The organism is Novosphingobium sp. TCA1 (assembly GCF_009811895.1).
In the GTDB taxonomy this organism is placed as follows: domain Bacteria; phylum Pseudomonadota; class Alphaproteobacteria; order Sphingomonadales; family Sphingomonadaceae; genus Novosphingobium; species Novosphingobium panipatense_A.
Genome location: NZ_BLJH01000006.1, coordinates 111,604 through 133,444, shown reverse-complemented (window position 1 = coordinate 133,444; position 21,841 = coordinate 111,604). Strand labels below are relative to the sequence as shown.

The following is a 21,841-nucleotide window of genomic DNA, read 5'->3' as shown; positions in this document are numbered from 1 at the left end:
TGGGGACGCAGAGCTATTTTTGGGGCGTCAGTTCGCGCGCCACGCTCACGAATTCGGCCACCGAAAGCGTTTCCGCACGTCGCTGCGGATCGATACCCAGCTTTTCCAGCGCATCGAGCGCGCCCGGTACGCCTTTCAGGCTCTGCCGCAGCATCTTGCGGCGCTGGCCGAAGGCGGCTTCCGTCACGCGTTCCAGCACGCGCATGGACACGCCCTCCGGGGCCTCGCCCGGAACGACGTGGACGATTGCCGACATGACCTTGGGCGGCGGCGTGAAGGCGCTGCGATGGACTTTCATCGCTAGCCTGGACTTCGAGCGCCACTGCGCCAGCACGGCAAGGCGGCCATAGGCGGACGTGTCCGGCTCGGCCACGATGCGGCGGGCGACTTCCTCCTGGAACATCAGCGTCAGCGACGACCATTGCGGCGGCCAGGTTTCGCCGGAAAGCCAGCCGGTAAACAGCGCGGTGCCGACATTGTAGGGCAAGTTGGCGACGACCGCATAGGGCCCGTCGAACAAGTCGGCGGGGGCGATTTTCATCGCATCCCCTTCGATGACCTTGAGCTTGCCGGGGAAGGCCGCTTCCACTTCCGCCAGTGCGGGCAGGCAGCGGCGGTCCATCTCGATGGCGGTCACCGTGGCACCGGCGCGCAGCAGGGCGCGGGTGAGGCCGCCGGGGCCGGGGCCGACTTCCAAGACATTGCGGCCTTCGAGCCCGCCGGGAATGGCGGCGATCCGGTCCAGCAGTTGTTCGTCGAACAGGAAATTCTGCCCGAGCGCCTTCGAGGCGGAAAGCCCGTGGCGGGCGATGACCTCGCGCAGGGGCGGGAGATCGGCAGTCATGCGGTTTTCTCCGTAAGCAGCCTGCGCGAGGCGCAGTCCCCGGCCATGCGCAGGGCGGCAATCGTGGCGCCGGCGCTGGCCACGCCCTTTCCGGCAATTCCGAAAGCGGTGCCGTGATCGGGCGAGGTGCGCACGATCGGCAGGCCGAGCGTGACATTGACCCCGGCGTCGAAATCCAGCGTCTTGATCGGGATCAGCGCCTGATCGTGGTACATGCAGAGTGCCACGTCGAACTTTTCCCGCTCATGCGCGGCGAACAGGGCGTCGGCGGGGTGAGGGCCGGTCACGGCCAGACCTTCACCGGCAAGGGCGGCGATGGACGGGGCGATCGTATCGATTTCCTCGCGGCCCATGCGGCCGTCCTCTCCAGCATGTGGGTTGAGACCGGTAATGGCGATACGTGCGGGCGAGAGGCCGAAATCGCGCGCGAGCGCGGCGGCGACGATGCGGGCCTTGCGCTCGATCAGTTCACGGGTGAGCAGGGCGGGGACGGCGGACAGGGCGACGTGAACCGTCAGCGGCACCGTGCGCAGGTTCGGTCCTGCCAGCATCATCACCGCGTCGGTATGGGGCACGCCGCAGGCATCTGCGAGAAACTCGGTCTGTCCGGGCTGGACGAAGCCGATCTCTGCCAGCTTCGATTTGGCGATCGGGCCGGTGACGATGGCGCCCGCTTCGCCCGACAGGGCAAGCGCGGCAGCGCGGGTCAGGGAATGGAGGGCAAGGGCCGCGCCGTCGCCATCGGGCTGGCCGAAAGAGGGCTGGGCATCCTCGTCGCCCAGGACGGGAAAGGCGCTGTCGAACACAGCCGCCGCTTCGGCGGGGGCGGCGATGCGGGCGATCGGCAGATCGATGCCCCGGCTTCGCGCGGCGGCCACCAGCACTTGCGCCCCGCCGACCGCGAAGAACGGGGCAAGGCCCGCCTCGCGGCGATCCGCCCAGGCCTGCGCGAACAGTTCAGGGCCGACGCCGGCCGGATCGCCCAGCGAAACGGCCAGTGGTGCTATTGCCGGGAGCGAAACCGCGAGGGGCGGCGCGCCGTCGGTTTTGGCCGCCATATGCGCCGCCCTCACTCGTCAGTTGTATTCGATCACCGCGTCGCGGCGAAGGTCGCGCAAGTACATCTGCGCGCGCTTGTTGACGCGGTCGTCTTCGAGCTGGGCCATGACCTGCTCGAAGTTCGGGCCGGAATCGACCTGCGGATCGTCGCGGCCGCAGAGCATGAGGATGCGCACGCCCTCGGTCAGCGAACCGAACGGCGGCAGGGTCTCACCCGGCGAGAGGTTGAGGATCGACGACTGGATCGGCCCCGGCAGGTCGCGCGCCTTGACCTGGTCGTTGGCGACGACCTGGGCGCCGATGGTGGCGGCCACCTTGTCGACATCGCCGCAGCCCTTGGCGGTCTGGATGGTCTTGGCGAAGCTTTCCGCCTTGGCATTGGCCTGCGCCTCGGAGAGGCCCTTGGGGAACTCGATCGAGATCTGTTTGAGGGCCAGCACGGCGTCGCGCGGATCGGCGGTAAGCACCTGGCGCTTGTCGATCAGGTAGACGATGTCGTAGCCGCCCGGAATGGCGATCGGGCCGCCGAGCTGGCCGGGCTGCATGTCGCGCACGGCTGTAGCAACCTCGCCGGGAAGCTGGCCGAGGCGGACCCAGCCGAGGTCGCCGCCGACCGATGCGGTGGAGGCCTGCGAATACTGGCGGGCATAGGCCACGAAGCTGCCGCCCTGGCGGAGCTGCTGCATGATCTGGTTGGCGTTGCCTTCAACCTGCTGCTCGGTTTCCGGAGTGGCGGCCAGATAGATCTCGCCGAGGCGATACTCTTCGGTGCCCTTCGACGCCTTGAGGCGGTCGATCACTTCGTTCACTTCATCGTCGGAGACGTTGATGAAGGGCTGGACGTTGCGCTGGAGCAGGCGCTGCCAGGAAAGCTCGCCGCGGATCTGGCGCTTGAGCGAATCCGGCGAGGAACCGACGCGCTTGAGATAGGCGTCCATCGCCTGGGTGTTCTGGTTGAAGTTCTGCGCCGCAACGCGGGCGTAGGACTGTTCGATCTCGGCATCGTCCACCGAGACTTCGGCAGCCTTGGCTTCCTGGATCTGGAGCGTTTCGTCGATCAGGTTGCGCAGCACCTGCAGGCGCAGGCGCTTCTGTTCCTCTTCGCTGATCTTGCCCTGGTTGGCGGCAAGGATCAGGGCGAGGCGCTGGTCTACGTCGGTGCCGGTGATGACCGCGCCGTTTACCACTGCCGTGGCGCGGCGCAGGTTGGGATTGTCGTTGCCGAAGATCTTCACATCGTCAGGAATGACGATCTCGCCCTGTGGGGCCGACTGGGCGAAGGCGGCCGGAGCAGAAAGCGTCGCCGCCCCTGTACCGCAGGCAACCAGGGCGCCGCACGCAAAGGCGGCGCGCTTGATGAACGTGTTGCGTTGGATTGCTTTCACCTTGACCTATATCCCGTATTCGACCCGCACGGCCGATGCCGCTCGATGGAAATTTCGCCGAGGGACGCTTCCCGGCCTATGTCGGCACGCGGCTTAACCGAAACTGAGCACGTCCGATAGCCGCTTTGGCCCAGAGTCCCAAGTGCCAGTCCCAAGTGCCAGTGCCGAGCGTCCTAAATCCTGGTGTCCTGAACCTTCCTCTTCATCGCCGCATCACCATGCACCGATGTTCTTGAGCGCAAAGCCCAGCTGGAAGGAGTTGCCCTTGCGGGCATCGCCGAAGGTCACGTAGTCGCGCCGCCAGGTGAAGGAGATCTGGAGGCAGTCGTCCTCGTAAGCCATGCCCAGGCGCGAACGCAGGGGCTGGAAACCGTCCGAACCGTAAGTCGGGTCCTCGACGCGGTCGGTCAGGTTGACCACGGCGGAGCCGAATAGCGACCAGTAGTTCGCAAAGGCCACGCGCCCGGCGGCGCGGACTTCCTCGCGGTCCTTCAAGTCCTCGATATCCATCGAGATGTCGCGGTTCAGCTTGGTATAGCCGAATTCGAGGTAAGTCTGGTTGTTGCCCAGCGAGATGTCGAATTCGTTGCGGCGGACCGCCAGCGTGTCCTTGTCCACGCGGTAGCGGTGGATGATGTTGAAGAAGTTGCGGTAACGCACTTCGGTGCGGCCGACGATGTCGGAAGTCTTGCTGGCAAGGCCGGTGCCGTCGGGCAGGATCGAGGGCTTGTTGCTCAGGCGCACCGACTGGCCGATCGTGGACTTGATGCGCCAGCGCGGGCGCTCGAACATCCAGTCGAAGCCGTAAGTGAAGCGCACCCCGTCCTCGAAGCGGTCGTAGCCGGGGAAGCGGTTGAGTGCGAAGAGGTTGGAATCCTCAAGCTCGATGGCGCGCGAATCCTCGTTGGGAATCGCCAGGTTCTTGACGCGGGGCGTGGCGACCAGCTGGACGCGCGGGGTGAGGACCTGGCTGCCGCCGAAGACCTGGCCGATCAGCGGCCATTTCACGTCCACCGCGGCCAGTGCGATGGCGCGGGTCTGCCAGCCTTCCTGGCCCTGGTAGAGCACCGTCGGGGTAAGGTCGTTCTGGTCGGAATGGTAGACGTCGCCGCGTACGAGGCCGGTCAGCGTCACTTCCTGGCCCATGCCGGTAAGCTTGCGCAGCGACCACTGGGTGCTGGCGAAGGCGCGCTGGGTGTCCTGGCCGTCCACGCGGGTGATGCCCATGGTGTTCACCTGGGTATCGATCTTGCCGCCCAGAATCGATTCGTCGAAGCGGTGGCGATAGTCGATCACCGGGAAGGCGACCGGGATTTGCCCTTGGTCACGGCTCGATTGCAGGGTCTGCGTGGCATAGCCCGCAAACGAGAAATAGCTGTCCTGGTCGATCCGCTCCACTTCGACCGACGAACGCAGGCGATCGTCGCGCGAGATGTCGTAGCGGCGCACGAATGTGCGGTCGGTGGCGCGGCGGATCGAGGTGGCGATGCTCCAGTTCTCGTCGAGCTGGAACTTGCCGTTGGCGAAGATGTAGCCGCGGAAGGCACGTTCCCGGTTAGGGTCCGGGTTGGTGCTGTTGATCGGGATGCGGTTGCTCGACGTGGCGTAGCCGGTGATCTGGTAGGCGCCGATGTCGGTGAGCGCGCGGTACTGGAACGAGGCCATCGGCGCCGCCTTGGTATAGGCGTGGAGCGAGCCGGTGAGATCCCGGTTCTCCGCGATCTTCCAGTAGTAGGACTGCGCAACTTCGATGCCGTTAGACGGGCTCGACCGCAAGTCGGGGACCAGGAAGCCGGATACCGCGCCGCCGTTGGTGCTGACCGAAAGGCCCAGCAGCGGCAGCTGGACGACGCCGAACAGTTCGAGCCGGGCATCGCTGAAACGCACCCGGTTCTGGGTTTCGCTATAGACCACCGTCTTGGCGACGACGCGCCAGGTCGGCTTCTTGGGGCAGCCCTGGTCGTTTTCCACGGCGCAGCCGGTATAGGCGGCATGCTGGAGCACGACGTCGCCGTTGGCGATCCGCTCGCCCTTGTTGGCGGCCAGTCTTCCGCCCTGGCGCATGACCAGGAGCAGGTTTTCCATCATGCCGGTCTTCAGCTCGTCGGTCAGCTCGACGCTTTCGGTGTAGAGCTGGTTGCCGTCCTGATCGACCATGCGGACATTGCCGCTGCCCATGATCTGGCCGGTCTTGCGGTTCCAAGTCACCTTGTCGGCGCGGACGGACTGCCTGTCCTTGCGCAGCACGACATTGCCGGTGGCGGTCACGAACTCGTCGTTCTGGTCGTATTCCACCGTATCGGCTTCGAAGGCGATCGGCACGTTGTCTTCGGTCGAAGCGGGCGGGGCGGGCGGCGCACCCTCGATCGGGCCGGTATCGACGGGACGCGAGACGTCCTGCGCAAGCGCCAGCGAAGGCATGCCGAGCGCGGCGATTCCAAGGGCCATCACGCTCAGCGAAACGGGTCGCAAGCGGCGAACGGGGGCTTGCAGCGAGGTCGGCGCGGCAGGGAGCATCACTTGCCTATCGCACCGCCTGTGCCTAACTGCAATCCGCTGTTGCGGCGAAGCGCACAACATCGACGCTCGCCCACGTGATTCAGGAGATCTCATGAATATCCAGTTCCTTGACGCTGCTGCCGCCGCTCCGGCGCGTCTCGTCGCCCGCTTCGTGAATCAGGATTCGATTCCCGCCGATATCGAAACGGTGCTGGCAGAAGGCGCGAAGGCATCGCGCTTCACCGGCAAGGCCGGGCAGCTCTTCGAGGGCTTCGTCGAGCGTGACGGCAAGGCCGTGCGCGTGGCGCTGGCCGGGATCGGTGCCGCGGATGCGAAGGATCGCAAGGGTGCAGTCGAGCGCGCGGGCGCGGCCGTCGTCGGCAAGTACCTGACCTCGGGCGAGACCGCCGTGACGCTGGACCTGACCGGCGCTGGCCTCTCCGCTGACGAAGCGGCAGGCGTTCTGCTCGGCGCAGTGCTGCGCGCCTGGCGCCTGGATACCTATCGCACGAAGCTGGCCGAGGACGCCAAGCCCAGCCTGGTGGACATCGCCGTGGTCGGCGCGCCGGAAGGCACCGAGGCGGTCTGGGCGGTCGAGCAGGCGATCGTCGCGGGCGTTTCGTTCACCCGCGAACTCGTCACCGAGCCCGCCAACGTGATCTATCCCGAATCCTTCGTCGCCCGCGTCGAGGCGAAAGTGGCGGGCAGCGGCCTTAAGGTCCGCGTGCTCGACGAAAAGGAAATGGCTGATCTCGGCATGGGTTCGCTGCTCGGTGTGGCCCAGGGCTCGGTGCGCCCGGCGCGCCTGCTGGTCCTCGAATGGATGGGCGGCACTGCGGGCGAGGCGCCGGTCGCCTTCGTCGGCAAGGGCGTGACTTTCGACACCGGCGGCATCTCGATCAAGCCCGCGGCCGGCATGGAGGACATGAAGTGGGACATGGGCGGTGCAGGCGCCGTCGCGGGCACCATGCTCGCGCTGGCGCTGCGCAAGGCCAAGGCCAACATCGTGGGCGTCTGCGGACTTGTGGAAAACATGCCCGACGGCAACGCCCAGCGCCCCGGTGACGTCGTCACCTCGCTCTCGGGTCAGACCATCGAAGTCATCAACACCGACGCCGAAGGCCGCCTGGTGCTCTGCGACGCGCTGACCTGGGTGCAGCGCGAATACAAGCCTGCCAAGGTGGTCGACCTCGCCACGCTGACCGGCGCGATCATCCTCAGCCTTGCGCATGAATATGCGGGCCTGTTCTCGAACAACGACGACCTCGCCGCACAGCTTGCCGCCGCGGGTGACGCTTCGGGCGACCGCCTGTGGCGCATGCCGATGGGCCCGAACTACGACAAGATGATCGACAGCCCGATCGCCGACATCAAGAACGTCGGTCCCCGCTTCGGCGGCTCGATCACGGCGGCACAGTTCCTGCTGCGCTTCATCGAGAACGACACCCCCTGGGCACATCTGGACATTGCCGGCACAGTGTGGACCGACAAGCCGGGCGCCACTTGGGACAAGGGCGCCTCGGGCTTCGGCGTACGCCTTCTGGACCGCTTCGTGCGCGACAATCTGGAAGCCTGAGAGACGGCCTGAGAACAGGGAGGGGTCACGAGATGCGCGTCGATTTCTATCAGCTCAGTCGTGACCCCGCCGAAAGCGCATTGGCGCTGATCGCCGGAAAGGTCGCGGAGAACGGCGAGCGTCTGCTCGTCGTCTCCGGCGACCTGGCGCAGCGCCAGCGCATCTGCCAGGCACTATGGTCTGCCGGGCCCGAGAGCTTTCTCGCCAACGGCTTCGCGGGCGAGGGCAATGAGGATCGCCAGCCGATCCTGCTTTCGGATGCGCCCGATCCGGTGAACGGGGCAAGGTTCATGGCCATTGCCGACGGGCAGTGGCGCGAGGGCGAGCGCGCCTTCACGCGCACGTTCTTCCTGTTCGACGATACCACCCTGCAACACGCCCGCGACACCTGGCGCATGCTCCGCACCCGCGACGGGGTGGAGCATCACTACTGGAAGCAGGAAGGCGGACGCTGGGTCCAGGCGGGCTGATAGCCAGCGAAAGCGGCGTGAAATCTCGTCGGGACGACGAGAAGTTAATCTTGCCCGCCTTGCGATTCCCTTGGTTCCCCGCTAGGGGCGCGCGCAAGAATCAAACCCTTTTCCAAGGAAACATCCCATGGCGGTCACCCGCACCTTTTCGATCATCAAGCCCGACGCCACCCGCCGCAACCTGACCGGCGCCGTCACCAAGATGCTCGAGGAAGCCGGCCTGCGCGTCGTCGCCTCGAAGCGCATCCAGATGAGCAAGGAACAGGCCGAGGGCTTCTACGCCGTTCATGCCGAGCGTCCCTTCTTCAACGACCTCGTCTCGTTCATGATCTCGGGCCCGGTCGTGGTTCAGGTTCTCGAAGGTGAAGACGCCGTGAAGCGCAACCGCGACATCATGGGCGCCACCAACCCCGAGAACGCCGACGCCGGCACCATCCGCAAGGAACTGGCCGAATCGATCGAAGCCAACTCGGTCCACGGTTCGGACTCGGAAGAGAACGCGGCGATCGAAATCGCCTACTTCTTCAAGCCGGAAGAACTGGTCGGCTGAAGCACCTGCTTCGCAAGACAATGAAAAGGCCGTCCTTCGGGGCGGCCTTTTTGTTTTTGCGCACTTCTCCGGTTTTGCGTTAGGCTCGCGCAAAAGGTGGAGAGCCAGGATGCAGAACATGGGCGGTGCGGACGAAGTGTGTCCGTTCGAATTCAACTTCGACGAGAAGACGTTCAAGGTCGGGGATACCGTCAGCTACCGCGTGAACGGCAGTCTTGAGGGCTTTCCTTTCGTCGGCACGCTGGTGGAAGTGCATGACGATCATGTCGTGATCGCCGGGGATCCCCAGGAGCCCGAGAAGCGTTATCGCGGCACGCGCGAAAGCCGCCCGCAAGTCGATTACTCGGAAGTGTGAGCATCGGGTCCGTCTTTTCGTCCGCGCGTTCTTGATCTTGCGCAAGGCACGCGCCGGGCCGGACGGGATAGACTGCGCGTTAAGCCTTCAATGCCGTTCGAGCGATAGAGGAGAGCCGATGTCCCACAAAGCCCATGAACTCGCTGCGGAATTCCCCAACGATCTGGAAGTCCTGTATCACCTCAAGGCCACGCGCGGGCACTTTGCGGCGCTGGCGGATCGCTACGACGAAGTGAACGGCGCGATCTACCGGGTCGAAGCAGGGCTGGAAGTCGCCTCGGATGCCCGGCTGGAGGACCTGAAGAAGGAGCGGCTCTGCCTGCTGGATCAGCTGGGCCGGATGATCCGGGATGCAGGCGCCGTGGGTGCCTGATCGATCCGAAACGCGAGGCGTCGCTCAGAACTGATCGGCGGCGTTCATGAGCGCCGTCAGTTTCTTCGGCGCGATCGCGCGCCAGGAACGGCTGAGCCAGCCTTCGATGGCGTCCCAGTCGTTCTCGCCAAGATCGAGGCGGATGCCGATCCAGCCGTCGCCGAAGTAGGCGGGGCGGAAGTAGCGTTCCTCGTCCTGTTCGATCAGCATGGCCTGCTCGTCGGCGCCACTGATCTTCACCAGCAGGGCGGTTCGTCCGTCGGCATGATGGTTCGAGGTGAAATAGGCGAATTTCTTGCCCTTGATCACGCCGAAGCACGGCATGCCGTGGCTTTCCACTTCGTCGGCTTCGGGAAGGGCCATGGCCCGCTCGCGCACGCGGCCAAGCAGCCATTCCGGGCTCGATTCGCGCACGACCAGCGCCGAAAGGCAGCGCGAATAGAGCTGGTGCTCGGCGATCAGGACGCGCGCGGCCAGCGTTTCGGCGGTATCGCCGGGCACGATGGCGACGGGCGTCTGGCCCAGAATCGGTCCTTCGTCGAGTTCGGGAATGACGAGGTGGACACTGACGCCGCCGTGACTGTCACCGGCATCGAGGGCGCGCTGGTGCGTGTGGAGGCCGGTGTATTTCGGCAGGAGCGAAGGATGGATATTGACCATCCGGCCTTCCCAGCCCCGCACGAAGCCCTCGGTAAGAATGCGCATGTAACCTGCCAGCGCCACCCACTGCGCGCCGGATTCGCGGATCGCCGCGTCCATTGCCGCGTCGTGTTCCTCGCGCGAGAGGCCCTTGTGGCTGAAGGCGAAAGTCGCCACGCCCTCGGCGGCGGCAAGGGCAAGGCCGCCGGCATCCGGCCGGTTGCTGGCGACGAGGACGATCTCGTAGGGACAGTCCTCGTCCCGGCTGGCGTAGAGCAGGGCGGCCATGTTGGTGCCGCTGCCCGAAATCAGGACGGCGACTTTTGCCTTCCCGGGAGCCTTCTCAGGCAAGATGCACCGCTTCCCAGTCCTCGCGGGCAGACCATTCCTCGGCCTTGCCCTGGACGGTGCAGCCCTTTTCGCCTTCCTCGACGATGCCGATCACGAAGACGGTCTCTCCGGCGGCCTCCAGTTCCGCCTTGAGCGCGGCGGCGTCATCGGCCGGAACCGCAAGCACCATGCCGATGCCGCAGTTGAAGGTGCGAGCCATTTCCGCCGGTTCGATGTTACCCTGGGCCTGGAGGAAGGCCATCAGGCGCGGCTGCGGCCAGGCGCCGACGTCGATACGGGCATGGAGGCCCTTGGGTAGGACGCGCGGAATGTTTTCCAGCAGGCCGCCGCCGGTGATGTGGGCGAGGGCATTGATGCGACCCGAGCGGATGAAGGGCAGCAGGCTCTTCACGTAGATGCGCGTAGGCGCGATCAGCGCGTCGATCAGCAGGGTATCCGAATCGAACAGCGCCGGACGATCGAGCTTCCAGCCCTTGTCCTCGGCCAGGCGGCGGACCAGCGAGTAGCCGTTCGAGTGAACGCCCGACGAAGCGAGGCCCAGCAGCACGTCTCCGTCGGCCACCTTGTCGCCGGTCAGCTGCTCGCCGCGCTCCACCGCGCCGACGCAGAAGCCTGCGAGGTCGTAGTCGCCAGCGGCATACATGCCGGGCATCTCGGCGGTCTCGCCGCCGATCAGGGCGCAGCCGGAAATGCGGCAACCCTCGGCGATACCGGCGACGACGCGCTCGGCGACGCCGTTCTCCAGCTTTCCGGTGGCGAAATAGTCGAGGAAGAACAGGGGCTCCGCGCCCTGGACGATAAGGTCGTTCACGCACATGGCGACAAGGTCGATACCGATATGGTCGTGGCGGTCATGATCGATCGCCAGTTTGACCTTGGTGCCCACGCCGTCGTTGGCGGCCACCAGCAGCGGGTCCTTGTAGCCTGCCGCGCGCGGATCGAAGAAGCCGCCGAAGCCCCCCAGTTCCGCATCGGCGCCGGGACGCGCGGTGGATTTCGCGAGCGGGGCGATGGCCTTCACCAGCGCGTTGCCGGCGGCGATCGAGACGCCGGCCTGCTCGTAGGAATAGCTCTGCGGGGTGTTATCGTCGGACATTGCGCGCGCATAGTGCGCAAACGCGCCGCTGTCACGCCCGAGCATCGGATCGGGCATGGATAATTCCGGCAATTCGGGCGGAAAAATTTATTGCGGAACGGCGGTTCCACGCTGTTCCGCCGAATTTCGGACAGGCGCGCAAATGCAAGAGCAGCGCGGCGTAGGATTACGGCTTGGTTTTCCAGATCGGTTTGGGCAAAAGGCCACACGGTTTGATGATGGCGATGACGTTTTCCCATAATTTCCGGCGCGTGACCGGTACAGGCTCGGGCGAAGGCGCGGGTTGGCGTTCGGTGCGCCGTGTTGGGCTGATGGCCTGCGGCGCCGCGATTCTCGCGTTGGGCGCGGCAGGCGGCTATCGACTCGTCGCGCAAGTGGAGGGCGATCGCGGCATTGCCCCGCTCGCGAACTCGGAAGATATCCAGGTCAACGGCATCAAGGTGGACGTTACCGCCAAGACCGGCGCCGATGCCCGCCTCGAAGGCTGGAAGCAGGCGGAAAAGGAAGCCTGGAAGAAGCTGGGCGGACCGGACATGCCGGTCGAGGCGATCGACGCCATGGTCTCTTCGGTGGTGATCGGCCAGGAGCAGGTCGGGCCGCGCCGCTATATCGCCACGCTTGGCGTCATCTTCAGCAAGGCACGTGCCGGGCAATATGTCGGCGCCGGCGGCGCGACGATCCGTTCGGCGCCGATGCTGGTGCTGCCGGTGCTCTATTCGGGCGGCGTGCAGCAGGTCTTCGAGGTGCGCGGGCCGTGGCAGCGCGCATGGGCCGAATTCCAGGCGTCGCAGAGCCCGATCGACTACGTCCGGCCGGTGGGCGCGGGCGGCGAATCGCTCATTCTCACGGCCGGGCAGGCTTCGCGCCGCAGCCGCCTGTGGTGGCGCAACGTGCTCAACCAGTTCGATGCCGCCTCCGTGCTGGTGCCTTATGCCCGGCTTGAGCGGCAATGGCCGGGCGGCCCGATCCATGGCACGTTCACCGCGCGCTACGGCCCGGACAATACTTTCCTCGGCACTTTCGAGATGGACGCGGCAAGCGAGCAAGAACTCGCGGGCATGCTCGACAAGGCGGTGCAGCGCATGGACGGGCTCTACCGCGATGCGCTTGCAAGCGGCGAACTGCGCACGGACCCCACGCTGACGACCAGCGGACAGGTGCTGGACCGCGCTTTCGCCGAACTTCGCACCAAGCTCATGCCGAAGGGCGGCGCACCGATAGAGGCGCTGCCGCCGCAGGTCGTGACGCCCACGGCCGCGCCTTCGCTGGCGCCGACCGCGCCGGTGGAAACCGTTCCCGTCCAGTTCCCGTCGCCCGACGCCGCTGCCGTGGACGCGGCGCTGGCGGCGGTTCGCGGAGTTCCGGGCGTGCGCGGCGCGGCGACCGTCAGCCTTGCGGTCGGCGGCACCTCGGTCATGCGCGTCACCGTGGAAGGCGGCAGCGAACGTCTTGCCGGGGCTCTGCGCGGGCAGGGCTGGAAAGTGACGAGCGGGGGCGGTGCCCTGAGGATCACCCGCTAGGTCCTCCCGGTGATGAAGCAGATCGCACTCCCGCTGTCCGCCGCGAGCGACAGCCCGCCGCGCATTGTAGTCGGCAATGCCAACGCCGGTGCGATCGATGCCCTGCTGGAGCCCGCGACATGGCCGTTTCACAGCGCGATACTGTCCGGGCCGCCGCGTTCCGGCAAGTCGCTGCTCGCGCGCTGGTTCGTCGAGGCGGGGCACGGCGATGCACTTGACGATGCCGATCGCATGGATGAGGACGCGGTGTTCCACAGCTGGAACCGCGCCCAGGAAACCGGGCGTCCGCTGCTGATCGTTTCCGCGCGCAGGCGCGGCGAGGGCGAGGGACGCTGGCAGGTGTCCCTGCCCGATCTCGGTTCGCGGCTTGGCGCTGCGCTGGAACTGGAAATCGGCGATCCCGACGAGGAGATGCTGGGCGAACTGATCGATGTTCATGCGCAGATGCGCCGTCTTTCCCTCGACCCTTCTGCAACCGACTACCTTGTACCGCGTTGCGAACGTAGCCATGTGGGCGTCGAAAACCTGGTCGCCGCCATCGACCGCCTCAGCCTTGAGCGCAAGCAGCCGCCGACGCTGGCGATCTGGCGTGAGGCGCTGATCGAACTCTACGGTTCGGAAGGCAGTGGCGGCGATCCGAGGCCCCTTTGACCTCATGGCTTGCCAGACGAGCCAATTGATGGGAGATTCGCGCGATGCTGGGTAATCTGGTTCGCTATCTGGATTCCGTCGTCGCGCGCGACCCCGCGCCGCGTTCGCGTTGGGAAGTCCTGCTCTATCCGGGCGTCTGGGCGCTGTTCTTTCACAAGATCGCGCACCGGCTGTTCCGTGCCGACCTGTTCTTCCTGGCCCGCGTGGTGAACCACGTTTCGCGCTTCCTGACCGCGATCGACATCCACCCCGGTGCCACGATCGGTCGCAATTTCTTCATCGACCACGGCTTCACCGTGATCGGGGAGACCGCGCATATCGGTGACAACGTGACGATCTACCAGTGCGTCACGCTCGGCGGCTCCAACCCGACCAACGGCAAGGGCGGCAAGCGCCACCCGACCCTGCTCGACAATGTGATCGTCGGTTCCGGCGCGCAGATCATCGGCCCGGTCACCGTCGGCAAGCGGGCCCGCGTGGGCGCCAGCGCCGTCGTGACCGAAGACGTGCCGGAAGGCGCCACCATGATCGGCGTCAAGGCCCGCTCCACTCTGGTCAAGGCCGAGACTTACGCCAAGGAATTCATGCCCTACGGCACGCCCTGCAAGGAACCTTGCGAACCTGTGGGCAGCCAGCGCGTCGATGAACTGGAAGAGCAGGTCGCGGCCCTGCGTGCCCAGCTCGATACGGTCATGCGCAGGCTCGAAGAAGAGAAACAGGCCGAGCCCGTCGTGAAGGGCGTCTGACGGGCGAATGTCGGCGGGTTCGAATCCTCTGGCCGGAACCGTCGTCGCCTTCCCGGGGCGCGGGCCGCTTCAGGTCGGTTTCGACCGCCTCGAACTCCAGCGCATTCTCGATCTCTACGGCCGCATGGTGGCAGCCGGTTTCTGGCGCGACTATGCGATGGATTTCGGCAAGGAAGCGGCCAACTTCTCCGCCTTCCGCCGCGCGGCGGAACGGCCGCAGGCGCGTGTCGAGAAACGGCCGGCGCTGCGCGGAAAGCAGGGCATGTGGACCCTGTTCGGAGAAGCGGGGCAAGTGCTCAAGCGCGGCCACGAACTCGCCGGTGTGCTGAGCCCGCTGGAGCGCAAGCTGCTGAAAATCGTCGAGGACTGACGCTTCCAAGTCAGCCCGAGTCAGGCGAAAGCGTGGCGCACGCTCATTTCAGATGACTGTGCTTTCGTGACGGCATTTACAATCATCAGCAGGACCGCTGCTGCAACGATGTGAAAAGCGTAGCCTGCGAGGTCCAGGAGGTTGATCGCGCTGGCGAATCCACTGCTTTTCAGACTCAGGTTTGCGATCATGTTGCCGAGTATCCAGCAGGCCCACCAAACGATCAGCTTGCCGTCCGTTCGCTCAGGCAGGCGTTCGTCGGCGAGATGGCTGGACTGCCAGAGTTCCTGCATCGCTTGAAACGGTTTGAACCAGAAGGCAAAGGGCACGAAATACCAGCCCACGGCCCAATTTGGCTTGTATTTCAGATCCTGAATGCCTGCGACAAAAAGGTTGGCATGGGCGCGATGAAGCCAGAAACAGACGGCAACTATGCTGGCTATGAAGAGAACGGCATAGAAGCCGCCGGATAATCCGGCTGCCAGTAACAACGGATCGTCCCCTTCCTGGTCGATACCGCGGCCGATAACCGCTCCCCACAGAGAAAGCGCTACCGTCGTACAGACGAGGTAAAGTCCGATCACGACACGGAGGGCGGTTTCCCTTTTGCGCAGCGAGATCAATCCCTGCTCAAGCTCGGCTTCGTTCACGGTGTCGTCCCCTGGTTCCTTTACAGGATCGACGCTGTATCTTCTGACTTTTAGGCGTCAACGGGATTTCTGGACTTTAACCACGCGATTTCAAAAGCATCGACAAGGCATGATGTGCTTGGTCCATGCCCGTTGCCAGCACTTGGTCGCCTCGGCGGTCGGCAATGCGGGGCCATGCTTCGGCGACGCCTTCGACGGTCAATTCACCCCCGTCCAGCAACACGCCTTCGTTCATGGTGATGAAGGCGCTCTGGCAGACGCCGCCTCCCGCGCCGACCACGGCGTCGTTGGGGGCATTCCGCGACACCAGGAACAGCGCCGCCGGAACGACGGCTTCGGGGCGGAAGGCGTTGTAGGCCTCGTCCGGGAAGATGTCCGCCGTCATCCGTGTGCCCGCCGTGGGCGCGAGCGAGTTGACGCGGATGTCGTATTTGGCGCCTTCCATGCGCAAGGTGCGTGCGAGGCCGAGCACGCCCAGCTTCGCGGCGCCGTAGTTGGCCTGCCCGAAATTGCCGCCAAGGCCGCTCGAACTCGTGGTCATCAGCACGCGGCCATAGTTCTGCTCGCGCATGGTTTCCCACACGGCCTTGGTCGCATAGGCGCTGCCGAGCAGGTTGACCCGCACCACGCGTTCGAAATCGGCCATGTCCATCTTCGCGAACGTACGGTCGCGCAGGATACCGGCGTTGTTGATGAGGACATGGATGCCGCCCCAGGCCGCGCGGGCGCGGGCGGCCATCTCTTCCATCTGCGCGAAGTCGGAAACGTCGCCGCCATCCGCCATGGCTTCGCCGCCGCCCTCCCGGATTTCCTCGACGACGGCGAGGGCCGCATCGGAGTGCCCGCTGCCGTCGCGCGCGGCCCCGATATCGTTGACGACCACTTTCGCGCCGCGCCGCGCCAGTTCCAGCGCATAGGCGCGGCCGAGGCCCTGTCCGGCGCCGGTTACCACGGCGACTTGTCCGGCGAACGAGATCTTGTCCTGCATGGCCTAGGAAATGGCAGGTTGTGCCGAAGGCTTCAATGTCGGTTCGAATCCCACCCTCTTAATGCGATCACAAACCTTGCCCCCGCGCCTGTCCGGGGCCATAGGCGCTGAAACGAATCTGCGCCCTTACCGAAAGGCCCTGTGATGAAAGTCCGCGTCCACGTCAGCCTCAAGCCTGGTGTCCTCGACCCGCAGGGCCGGGCGATCCATCACTCGCTCGAAGGTCTGGGCTTCTCGGGCGTCAACGACGTGCGCGCCGGTCGTCTCTTCGAACTGGATGTCGAGGAATCGGTGAGCGACGAAGCGCTCGACGACATGTGCCGCAAGCTGCTCGCCAACATGGTGATCGAGAACTACCGCATCGAGAAGGTCGCCTGATGGCTTTCCGCTCCGCTGTCGTCACGTTCCCGGGCTCCAACTGCGACCGCGACCTGGCGGTGGCGCTGGAGAAGATCTCGGGCACCGAGTGCATCCGCGTCTGGCACGGCGATGCCGAGCTGCCGGACAACCTCGATTTCATCGGCCTGCCCGGTGGCTTCTCTTACGGAGACTACTTGCGCTGCGGCGCGATCGCCTCGCGCTCGCCGGTCATGCAGGCGGTGATCGAGGCAGCGAACCGCGGCGTGCCGGTGTTCGGTGTCTGCAACGGTTTCCAGGTGCTCACCGAAAGCGGCCTGCTTCCCGGCGCCTTGCTGCGCAATTCCGGCATCCGCTTCGTCTGCCGCGAGGTTTCGCTGAAGGTGGAGAACGCGCAGTCGCTGTTCACCTCGGGCTATGAGAGTGGCCAGCACATCCGCATCCCCGTGGCGCACCATGACGGCAACTACCATGCCGACGAAGAAACGCTGGACCGTCTGGAAGGCGAAGGCCGCGTGGCTTTCCGCTATGCCGAGGACGTTAACGGTTCGGCTCGCCAGATTGCGGGCGTGCTGAACGCGGCCGGCAACGTGCTGGGCATGATGCCGCACCCTGAGCGTGCGATCGAAAGCACTCACGGCGGCACCGACGGCCGGGCGCTGTTCGAAAGCGCCATTCGCGGCCTCGTCGGGGCCTGAAACCCGGCATGGGACGGCGGGGCCGTGGCTCCGCCGCCTTCCGGCGTCAGCCTTTGCCCTTGCCGCCGACGCCTTTCAGATACTCCTCCATGCCCCGGATATAGTCCGGGTTGAGCATCAGCGCGCTGTTGGCCATGCGTTCGATGTGGCGGGCGCTGTCACGGCCCACTTCGGCGCTGAGTTCGATGGCGACCTTCGCCGCGCCCATCTGTTCGGGATTCTGCTTGGTCAGGTGACGGCAGAACTCCATGACCTCCGCCTCGAACGTCTCATCCTCATAGACCTGATGGACCAGCCCCATGGTGAGTGCCATGTCGGCCGGGGCGGGCTTGTTCGCTATGATCAGCCAGCGCGCCCAGTGCGGCCCGCAGATGCGCGTGAGGCGCGAGACGCCGCCCGATGCGGGCAGCACGCCGAACAGACCTTCGGGGAAGGCGTAGGACGCGCTCCTGGCGGCAAGGCGAAAATCGCACGAGAGGCTCATTTCCAGCCCGCCGCCCACGCACATGGCATGGTGGGCGACGACGAAGGGCTTCTCGATATGCTCGATCTCGTCCCACAGCTGCTGCATGTTGTTGAGATTGAGGCGGTGGTTCTCGCGAATGCCGCGCGCGCTGCCGCTGGTGGCGGTGGGTGAGATGATGTTCTGGTTCCCGCCGCGCAGGTCCGCGCCGGAACTGAAGTAACGCCCGGCGGATCGGATCAGCATGACCTTGAGTTCGGGCGTCTCGCGAAAGCGGAGCACGGCCTGCGTCAGCAGGTCCATCATCTGCCGGCTGATCGCGTTGAGCTTGTCGGGCCGGTTGAGCGTGGCGATCAGGATGCCGTCCACGTCTTTGGTGAGCAGGTGGGGTGCTTCTTCGGTCATTGTATCCCCCAGAATCAATTGCGTGAACGCGGCAGGCCGAGGCCCTTTTCGGCGATCATCGAACGGTGCACCTGGCTGGTGCCGCCGTAAATGGTCGTCCCATGCGCATGGCGATAGGCGAGGTTGATCGCATCGGCGGCCCCTTTGCGCTTGGCCAGCGAGTAAGGCGCTGTCAGGTCGAGCAGATCGCGGGAATCGGTGATGAACAGTTCGGACGAGAACATCTTCGCCATCGGGCCGTAAGCGCCGTTGCCCTTGCCGTGGACTTGCGTCCAGTTGGCACGATAGGCGATCAGTTCGGAGGCGAGCACATTGGCGTAAGTACGCGCCAGCCGCGCCTGCGCCTTGGGCGTTTCAATCAGCTTGCCGCCGCCCGCCACGGGGATTTCCTCGCAGAGTTCGACCGCGTTCTCCAGCATCGCGCGCTGCACTTTCGCAAAGCCGCCGCCGTGTTCCAGTTCGAGGCTGGCCGCCATGGTGCGGCCGCCCGCGTTGATTTCACCCAGACGCCAGGTGTCGGGGATGCGCACGTTGTCGTAGAAGGTGATGTTGGTGCGCTCGTCCATGAACGTGTGGACGCCCTGCACGGTGACGCCTTCTGCCTTCAGCGGCACGATGAACATCGTCAGCCCCTTGTGCTTGGGCGCATCGGGATCGGTGCGGCAGAGCATCAGCACATAGTCGGTAAGGTTGGCGCCGCTGGTCCACATCTTGGTGCCGTCGATCCGCCAGGAGCCGTCCTCAAGCTGGGTCGCCTTGCACTGCGCGGCGAAGACGTCCGATCCGCAGCCCGGCTCCGAATAGCCGAGCGAGCAGATCGCCTCGCCCGCCATGACCTTGGAGAGCACGTCGCGCTTCAGTTCCTCGGTGCCGAAGCGGTACATGATCAGCGCCACCATCTGCGCGACATTGGCGACCGGGTTGCTCCAGCCTTCTTCCTCGAAGGCATAGCGTGCGCCGGTGACGGCGTAGGGGCTGAGGCCGCGCCCGCCGACATCCTTGGGCAGCTGGAGGTAGGCGAGGTTCGCCTCGACCAGCTGCTTGTGGATGACCGGATTGTGGCCTTCCCACGAGAAGTGGAACTTCTCGCGCTGCTCGTCGGTGACGTTCCTGGCGAAGAATTCGCGGATTTCCTGCTGGATCGCGCGGGCATCCTCGCCCAGATCGAACTCGACCGGCACTTCGCCCACGTCAGGAAGGCTGGCCTTCTCGCCCGCGTAGAGGCGGCGGCCCGCTTCTGCCAGCCAGTCCTCGGGATCGCCCGCCACCAGCGGCCAGGCCTTGGCGCGCAAGTTGTAGAGGTGAACGTCATGCTCGGTGGTGAGGCCGATACCGCCGAAAGTCTGCACGGCGTGGCGCACGGTGCGGCCCGCGGCACCGGCAGCGTACCATGCCGAAAGCGAAACCTGGGCGCCCGCCGCCGCGTCGCCATCGGCGATCGAGCGCATGGCCTGCCACGCCAGGAACTTGGCGGAATCGATCTCGCAGATCAGGTCCGCCATGGGGTGCGACAGCGCCTGGAACGTGCCGATGAACACGCCGAACGCCTTGCGCTCTCCCGCATATTCAGCCGCCATCGTCAGCGCCGCACGGCTGAGGCCGGACAGCGCCAGCGCCATCAGGATCTTCCATTCCTCAAGACCCGCAGCGAAAGCCGCAAGCGCCTCTTCGCCGCTGCCCAGCACCGTCGTCGGCAGGGCGGCGAGATCGAGTTCCGCGATTGCCGTGGTGGCAAGGGTAGGTTCCGCGATCCGTGCTTCGGCGGGAATGGAGATGAGCACGACATGATGGCCCTTGCGTGCGACTACGGCCTCGGCAACCAGTCCGCCAGCGACCCACTGCCGGGGGAATTCGGCAATGTCCTGCATGGCGATCGTAACGACCGCCTCGCCGCCGACGGCACTCGCCAGCAGTTCATCCTGACCGCCCAGCAGGCCAAGCAGGCGCGTTGCCACCAGCGCTTCCGCCAGCGGGCCGGAGACCAGCGTGCGCCCCGCTTCTTCCATCAGCACGCCCGCATCGAACAGGCCAAGGCCCATGCCGTCCGCGTCCTCTGGCACGCGCATGGCAAAGGCGCCGAGTTCGGCAAGGCCGCTCCACAGCGCGAGATCGAAACCGCCGGTTTCCTGTGCCTTGCGTACGCGGGCCATGCTCGAATGTTCATCGAGGAAGCGCGCGAAAGTGTCGCGCATCATGGACTGTTCGTCGGTGAGGTCGAAGTTCATGTTTCAGGCTTTCCCGGGGCTTTTTCTTGTGACGTTTCCTCGTCAACATCATACCTCGCCGCCCTGCACAATCGCCCCCGGCACGCAATCGCGGGCGCGATAGCTCCATGCCCGGATCGATCGCGCTGGCCGGTGGCGGAGGGTGGGCGTAGCCTCCACTCCGAAGGCGCCGGAAAGATGCGCCCGCCGGGGACCGATCCGGCCCGGCAACTTTGGGAGTGCCGTTATGCAAATGAACGACATGGTGCTGATCAGCGTGGACGATCACATCAGCGAGCCGCCCGACCTGTTCAACAAACACCTCTCCGGCGCCGCTCTGGAATCCGCGCCGAAGCTGATTCAGGATGAGAACGGCAAGGATCTATGGGTCTACCAGGGGCAGAAGTTCCCCTCGGTGGGGCTCAACGCCGTGGTCGGCCGGCCTTTCGAGGAATACGGCATGGAGCCGACATCGCTCGATCAGCTGCGCGCCGGTTGCTATGACGTGCATGAGCGTATCAAGGACATGGACGTCAACGGCATCGCAGCCTCGCTGAACTTCGGTTCGGTGTTCGATTTCGCCGGTGGCCGCCTTCACCGCGTGCCCGATCGCGAACTCGCGAAAGTGCACGTAAGCGCCTATAACGATTGGCATATCGATGAGTGGTGCGGCGCCTATCCGGGCCGTTTCATCCCCTGTGCGATCCTGCCGACCTGGGACATGGACGCGACGATTGCCGAGCTGAAGCGCGTCTCTGCCAAGGGTTGCCACACCGTCTCGATCAGCGAGAACCCTACCTGCCAGGGCCTGCCGAGCATCCACAACGCCTATTGGGATCCGTTCTACAAGGCGATCAACGATCTCGACATGACGATCTGCATCCACATCGGTGGGGGCAATCCGGCGCCCCATGCATCGATGGAAACGCCGATCGAGGCATGGATTTCGACGATGCCGATGTCGATCGCCTATGCCGCGTCGGACTGGCTCCAGCTTGAGGCGCTGCACCAGTACCCGGACATGCGCATTGCGCTTTCGGAGGGCTCGATCGGTTGGGTGCCCTACTTCACGGAGCGGGCGGACTTCTCGAACTGGCGGCACAAGGCCTGGACCAACTCGCGCTTCCAGAAGATGAAGCCCAGCGAGATGTTCAGGCGGCACTTCCTCAACTGTTTCATCGACGATGCCTTCGGCCTTCAGAACATCCAGTTCATCGGCGAGGACAACATCGCCTATGAATGCGACTATCCGCATTCCGACACGCTCTGGCCGGAAGTGCCTGAAAATCTATGGCCCTCGATCAATCACCTGACCGAAGAGCAGATCGACAAGATCACGCACCGGAATGCGATGCGTTGGTTCCGCTTCGATCCGTTCCAGCACTACACGCGCGAGCAGCTGACCGTTGGCGCGCTGCGGGAGCGGGCGAAGGCGGAAGGTGTGGATACCAGCCCCAAGTCCTCTGCCGGCGAACGTCCGGTGGAACAGCACGAAACGCGCCCCGTCACTTCGGGAGACATCATGAAGATGTTCATGCGCCACGAAGATACCGATCGCACGGCGCGGATGAAGAAGCAGGAAGCCTGAGTTT

22 protein-coding genes are annotated in these 21,841 nt (G+C 65.2%); 12 read left to right on the top strand and 10 right to left on the bottom strand.

The window, feature by feature from the left end; translation table 11 throughout:
• Positions 1 to 13: 13 nt before the first annotated feature.
• The 4 genes from rsmA to NTCA1_RS09920 all read right to left on the bottom strand — a co-directional run bounded on the left by rsmA (position 14) and on the right by NTCA1_RS09920 (position 5,805).
• The gene (gene rsmA, locus NTCA1_RS09935) at positions 14 to 844 is read right to left on the bottom strand and encodes a 16S rRNA (adenine(1518)-N(6)/adenine(1519)-N(6))-dimethyltransferase RsmA (RefSeq protein ID WP_086490696.1); all 831 of its coding nucleotides are present in this window, start codon (positions 842 to 844) and stop codon (positions 14 to 16) included.
• Positions 841 to 1,902: a 4-hydroxythreonine-4-phosphate dehydrogenase PdxA gene (gene pdxA / locus NTCA1_RS09930; RefSeq protein WP_159830316.1), complete on the bottom strand. Its 1,062-nt coding sequence runs from the start codon at positions 1,900 to 1,902 to the stop codon at positions 841 to 843. Before pdxA ends, rsmA begins: the two co-directional genes overlap by 4 nt.
• Before the next feature lie 18 nt (positions 1,903 to 1,920).
• Positions 1,921 to 3,288: a peptidylprolyl isomerase gene (locus NTCA1_RS09925; RefSeq protein WP_086490694.1), complete on the bottom strand. Its 1,368-nt coding sequence runs from the start codon at positions 3,286 to 3,288 to the stop codon at positions 1,921 to 1,923.
• 213 nt (positions 3,289 to 3,501) lie between these two features.
• Positions 3,502 to 5,805: an LPS-assembly protein LptD gene (locus tag NTCA1_RS09920; protein WP_086490693.1), complete on the bottom strand. Its 2,304-nt coding sequence runs from the start codon at positions 5,803 to 5,805 to the stop codon at positions 3,502 to 3,504.
• A 94-nt stretch (positions 5,806 to 5,899) separates the two neighbouring features.
• Between NTCA1_RS09920 and NTCA1_RS09915 the strand changes: the two genes are divergently transcribed.
• The 5 genes from NTCA1_RS09915 to NTCA1_RS09895 all read left to right on the top strand — a co-directional run bounded on the left by NTCA1_RS09915 (position 5,900) and on the right by NTCA1_RS09895 (position 9,111).
• Positions 5,900 to 7,363, top strand: coding sequence for a leucyl aminopeptidase (locus NTCA1_RS09915; RefSeq protein WP_159830313.1), 1,464 nt, complete (start codon positions 5,900 to 5,902; stop codon positions 7,361 to 7,363).
• Positions 7,364 to 7,395: 32 nt separating this feature from the next.
• Positions 7,396 to 7,833 carry a DNA polymerase III subunit chi gene (locus NTCA1_RS09910; protein ID WP_159830311.1) on the top strand — a complete coding sequence of 146 codons (438 nt, stop codon included), beginning with the start codon at positions 7,396 to 7,398 and terminating at the stop codon, positions 7,831 to 7,833.
• A 127-nt stretch (positions 7,834 to 7,960) separates the two neighbouring features.
• A complete protein-coding gene (gene ndk, locus NTCA1_RS09905; RefSeq protein ID WP_007684747.1) occupies positions 7,961 to 8,383 on the top strand; it encodes a nucleoside-diphosphate kinase in 423 nt (140 codons plus the stop codon).
• 109 nt (positions 8,384 to 8,492) lie between these two features.
• Positions 8,493 to 8,738 carry a hypothetical protein gene (locus tag NTCA1_RS09900; protein WP_086490690.1) on the top strand — a complete coding sequence of 82 codons (246 nt, stop codon included), beginning with the start codon at positions 8,493 to 8,495 and terminating at the stop codon, positions 8,736 to 8,738.
• Positions 8,739 to 8,856: 118 nt separating this feature from the next.
• Positions 8,857 to 9,111 carry a YdcH family protein gene (locus NTCA1_RS09895; protein ID WP_086490689.1) on the top strand — a complete coding sequence of 85 codons (255 nt, stop codon included), beginning with the start codon at positions 8,857 to 8,859 and terminating at the stop codon, positions 9,109 to 9,111.
• A 24-nt stretch (positions 9,112 to 9,135) separates the two neighbouring features.
• Here NTCA1_RS09895 and purN read toward each other — a convergent pair whose 3' ends face one another.
• Positions 9,136 to 10,101, bottom strand: coding sequence for a phosphoribosylglycinamide formyltransferase (purN, locus tag NTCA1_RS09890; protein ID WP_159830309.1), 966 nt, complete (start codon positions 10,099 to 10,101; stop codon positions 9,136 to 9,138).
• The gene (gene purM / locus NTCA1_RS09885) at positions 10,094 to 11,197 is read right to left on the bottom strand and encodes a phosphoribosylformylglycinamidine cyclo-ligase (protein ID WP_159830436.1); all 1,104 of its coding nucleotides are present in this window, start codon (positions 11,195 to 11,197) and stop codon (positions 10,094 to 10,096) included. Before purM ends, purN begins: the two co-directional genes overlap by 8 nt.
• A gap of 218 nt (positions 11,198 to 11,415) precedes the next feature.
• On the opposite strand from purM, the gene NTCA1_RS09880 reads away from it, so the two are divergent.
• Genes NTCA1_RS09880 through NTCA1_RS09865 form a run of 4 tightly spaced genes read left to right on the top strand, consistent with a single transcriptional unit; the run spans position 11,416 to position 14,484 of the window.
• On the top strand, positions 11,416 to 12,717 hold the full coding sequence (locus NTCA1_RS09880) for a heavy-metal-associated domain-containing protein (RefSeq protein ID WP_159830435.1): 1,302 nt from the start codon (positions 11,416 to 11,418) through the stop codon (positions 12,715 to 12,717).
• Positions 12,718 to 12,729: 12 nt separating this feature from the next.
• Complete coding sequence (locus NTCA1_RS09875; protein ID WP_086490687.1) at positions 12,730 to 13,368, top strand: ATPase; 639 nt, start codon at positions 12,730 to 12,732, stop codon at positions 13,366 to 13,368.
• 44 nt (positions 13,369 to 13,412) lie between these two features.
• Positions 13,413 to 14,114 carry a serine O-acetyltransferase EpsC gene (epsC, locus tag NTCA1_RS09870; RefSeq protein WP_159830307.1) on the top strand — a complete coding sequence of 234 codons (702 nt, stop codon included), beginning with the start codon at positions 13,413 to 13,415 and terminating at the stop codon, positions 14,112 to 14,114.
• Positions 14,115 to 14,121: 7 nt separating this feature from the next.
• The gene (locus NTCA1_RS09865; RefSeq protein ID WP_086490685.1) at positions 14,122 to 14,484 is read left to right on the top strand and encodes a DUF2794 domain-containing protein; all 363 of its coding nucleotides are present in this window, start codon (positions 14,122 to 14,124) and stop codon (positions 14,482 to 14,484) included.
• A 20-nt stretch (positions 14,485 to 14,504) separates the two neighbouring features.
• Here NTCA1_RS09865 and NTCA1_RS09860 read toward each other — a convergent pair whose 3' ends face one another.
• Entirely contained in the window at positions 14,505 to 15,134 is a 630-nt protein-coding gene (locus NTCA1_RS09860) for a DUF4328 domain-containing protein (RefSeq protein WP_159830305.1), read from the bottom strand.
• Positions 15,135 to 15,210: 76 nt separating this feature from the next.
• Positions 15,211 to 16,122, bottom strand: coding sequence for an SDR family NAD(P)-dependent oxidoreductase (locus tag NTCA1_RS09855; protein ID WP_159830303.1), 912 nt, complete (start codon positions 16,120 to 16,122; stop codon positions 15,211 to 15,213).
• Between the two features lie 144 nt (positions 16,123 to 16,266).
• Between NTCA1_RS09855 and purS the strand changes: the two genes are divergently transcribed.
• Positions 16,267 to 16,500, top strand: a complete 234-nt coding sequence (gene purS / locus NTCA1_RS09850) for a phosphoribosylformylglycinamidine synthase subunit PurS (protein ID WP_086490682.1) — start codon at positions 16,267 to 16,269, stop codon at positions 16,498 to 16,500.
• Positions 16,500 to 17,177, top strand: a complete 678-nt coding sequence (gene purQ, locus NTCA1_RS09845; protein ID WP_086490681.1) for a phosphoribosylformylglycinamidine synthase subunit PurQ — start codon at positions 16,500 to 16,502, stop codon at positions 17,175 to 17,177. Before purS ends, purQ begins: the two co-directional genes overlap by 1 nt.
• A 46-nt stretch (positions 17,178 to 17,223) precedes the next feature.
• Here purQ and NTCA1_RS09840 read toward each other — a convergent pair whose 3' ends face one another.
• Both NTCA1_RS09840 and NTCA1_RS09835 read right to left on the bottom strand, forming a co-directional pair.
• A complete protein-coding gene (locus NTCA1_RS09840) occupies positions 17,224 to 18,045 on the bottom strand; it encodes an enoyl-CoA hydratase/isomerase family protein (RefSeq protein ID WP_159830301.1) in 822 nt (273 codons plus the stop codon).
• 14 nt (positions 18,046 to 18,059) lie between these two features.
• Positions 18,060 to 20,270, bottom strand: a complete 2,211-nt coding sequence (locus tag NTCA1_RS09835) for an acyl-CoA dehydrogenase family protein (RefSeq protein ID WP_159830299.1) — start codon at positions 20,268 to 20,270, stop codon at positions 18,060 to 18,062.
• Between the two features lie 226 nt (positions 20,271 to 20,496).
• Between NTCA1_RS09835 and NTCA1_RS09830 the strand changes: the two genes are divergently transcribed.
• Positions 20,497 to 21,837 (top strand): amidohydrolase family protein, encoded by a 1,341-nt coding sequence (locus tag NTCA1_RS09830; protein WP_086490678.1) that lies wholly within the window; start codon positions 20,497 to 20,499, stop codon positions 21,835 to 21,837.
• Positions 21,838 to 21,841: the final 4 nt, after the last annotated feature.

What these genes read in the sequence shown, in the direction of transcription:
- NTCA1_RS09920 (WP_086490693.1), bottom strand. Translation starts at nt 5,805, where the DNA reads ATGCTCCCTGCCGCGCCGACCTCGCTGCAAGCCCCCGTTCGCCGCTTG.
- epsC (WP_159830307.1), top strand. Translation starts at nt 13,413, where the DNA reads ATGCTGGGTAATCTGGTTCGCTATCTGGATTCCGTCGTCGCGCGCGAC.
- purM (WP_159830436.1), bottom strand. Translation starts at nt 11,197, where the DNA reads ATGTCCGACGATAACACCCCGCAGAGCTATTCCTACGAGCAGGCCGGC.
- NTCA1_RS09900 (WP_086490690.1), top strand. Translation starts at nt 8,493, where the DNA reads ATGCAGAACATGGGCGGTGCGGACGAAGTGTGTCCGTTCGAATTCAAC.
- ndk (WP_007684747.1), top strand. Translation starts at nt 7,961, where the DNA reads ATGGCGGTCACCCGCACCTTTTCGATCATCAAGCCCGACGCCACCCGC.
- NTCA1_RS09835 (WP_159830299.1), bottom strand. Translation starts at nt 20,270, where the DNA reads ATGAACTTCGACCTCACCGACGAACAGTCCATGATGCGCGACACTTTC.
- NTCA1_RS09895 (WP_086490689.1), top strand. Translation starts at nt 8,857, where the DNA reads ATGTCCCACAAAGCCCATGAACTCGCTGCGGAATTCCCCAACGATCTG.
- NTCA1_RS09880 (WP_159830435.1), top strand. Translation starts at nt 11,416, where the DNA reads ATGGCGATGACGTTTTCCCATAATTTCCGGCGCGTGACCGGTACAGGC.
- pdxA (WP_159830316.1), bottom strand. Translation starts at nt 1,902, where the DNA reads ATGGCGGCCAAAACCGACGGCGCGCCGCCCCTCGCGGTTTCGCTCCCG.
- NTCA1_RS09840 (WP_159830301.1), bottom strand. Translation starts at nt 18,045, where the DNA reads ATGACCGAAGAAGCACCCCACCTGCTCACCAAAGACGTGGACGGCATC.
- rsmA (WP_086490696.1), bottom strand. Translation starts at nt 844, where the DNA reads ATGACTGCCGATCTCCCGCCCCTGCGCGAGGTCATCGCCCGCCACGGG.
- NTCA1_RS09830 (WP_086490678.1), top strand. Translation starts at nt 20,497, where the DNA reads ATGCAAATGAACGACATGGTGCTGATCAGCGTGGACGATCACATCAGC.
- purS (WP_086490682.1), top strand. Translation starts at nt 16,267, where the DNA reads ATGAAAGTCCGCGTCCACGTCAGCCTCAAGCCTGGTGTCCTCGACCCG.
- NTCA1_RS09910 (WP_159830311.1), top strand. Translation starts at nt 7,396, where the DNA reads ATGCGCGTCGATTTCTATCAGCTCAGTCGTGACCCCGCCGAAAGCGCA.
- NTCA1_RS09915 (WP_159830313.1), top strand. Translation starts at nt 5,900, where the DNA reads ATGAATATCCAGTTCCTTGACGCTGCTGCCGCCGCTCCGGCGCGTCTC.
- purQ (WP_086490681.1), top strand. Translation starts at nt 16,500, where the DNA reads ATGGCTTTCCGCTCCGCTGTCGTCACGTTCCCGGGCTCCAACTGCGAC.
- NTCA1_RS09855 (WP_159830303.1), bottom strand. Translation starts at nt 16,122, where the DNA reads ATGCAGGACAAGATCTCGTTCGCCGGACAAGTCGCCGTGGTAACCGGC.
- NTCA1_RS09865 (WP_086490685.1), top strand. Translation starts at nt 14,122, where the DNA reads ATGTCGGCGGGTTCGAATCCTCTGGCCGGAACCGTCGTCGCCTTCCCG.
- NTCA1_RS09875 (WP_086490687.1), top strand. Translation starts at nt 12,730, where the DNA reads ATGAAGCAGATCGCACTCCCGCTGTCCGCCGCGAGCGACAGCCCGCCG.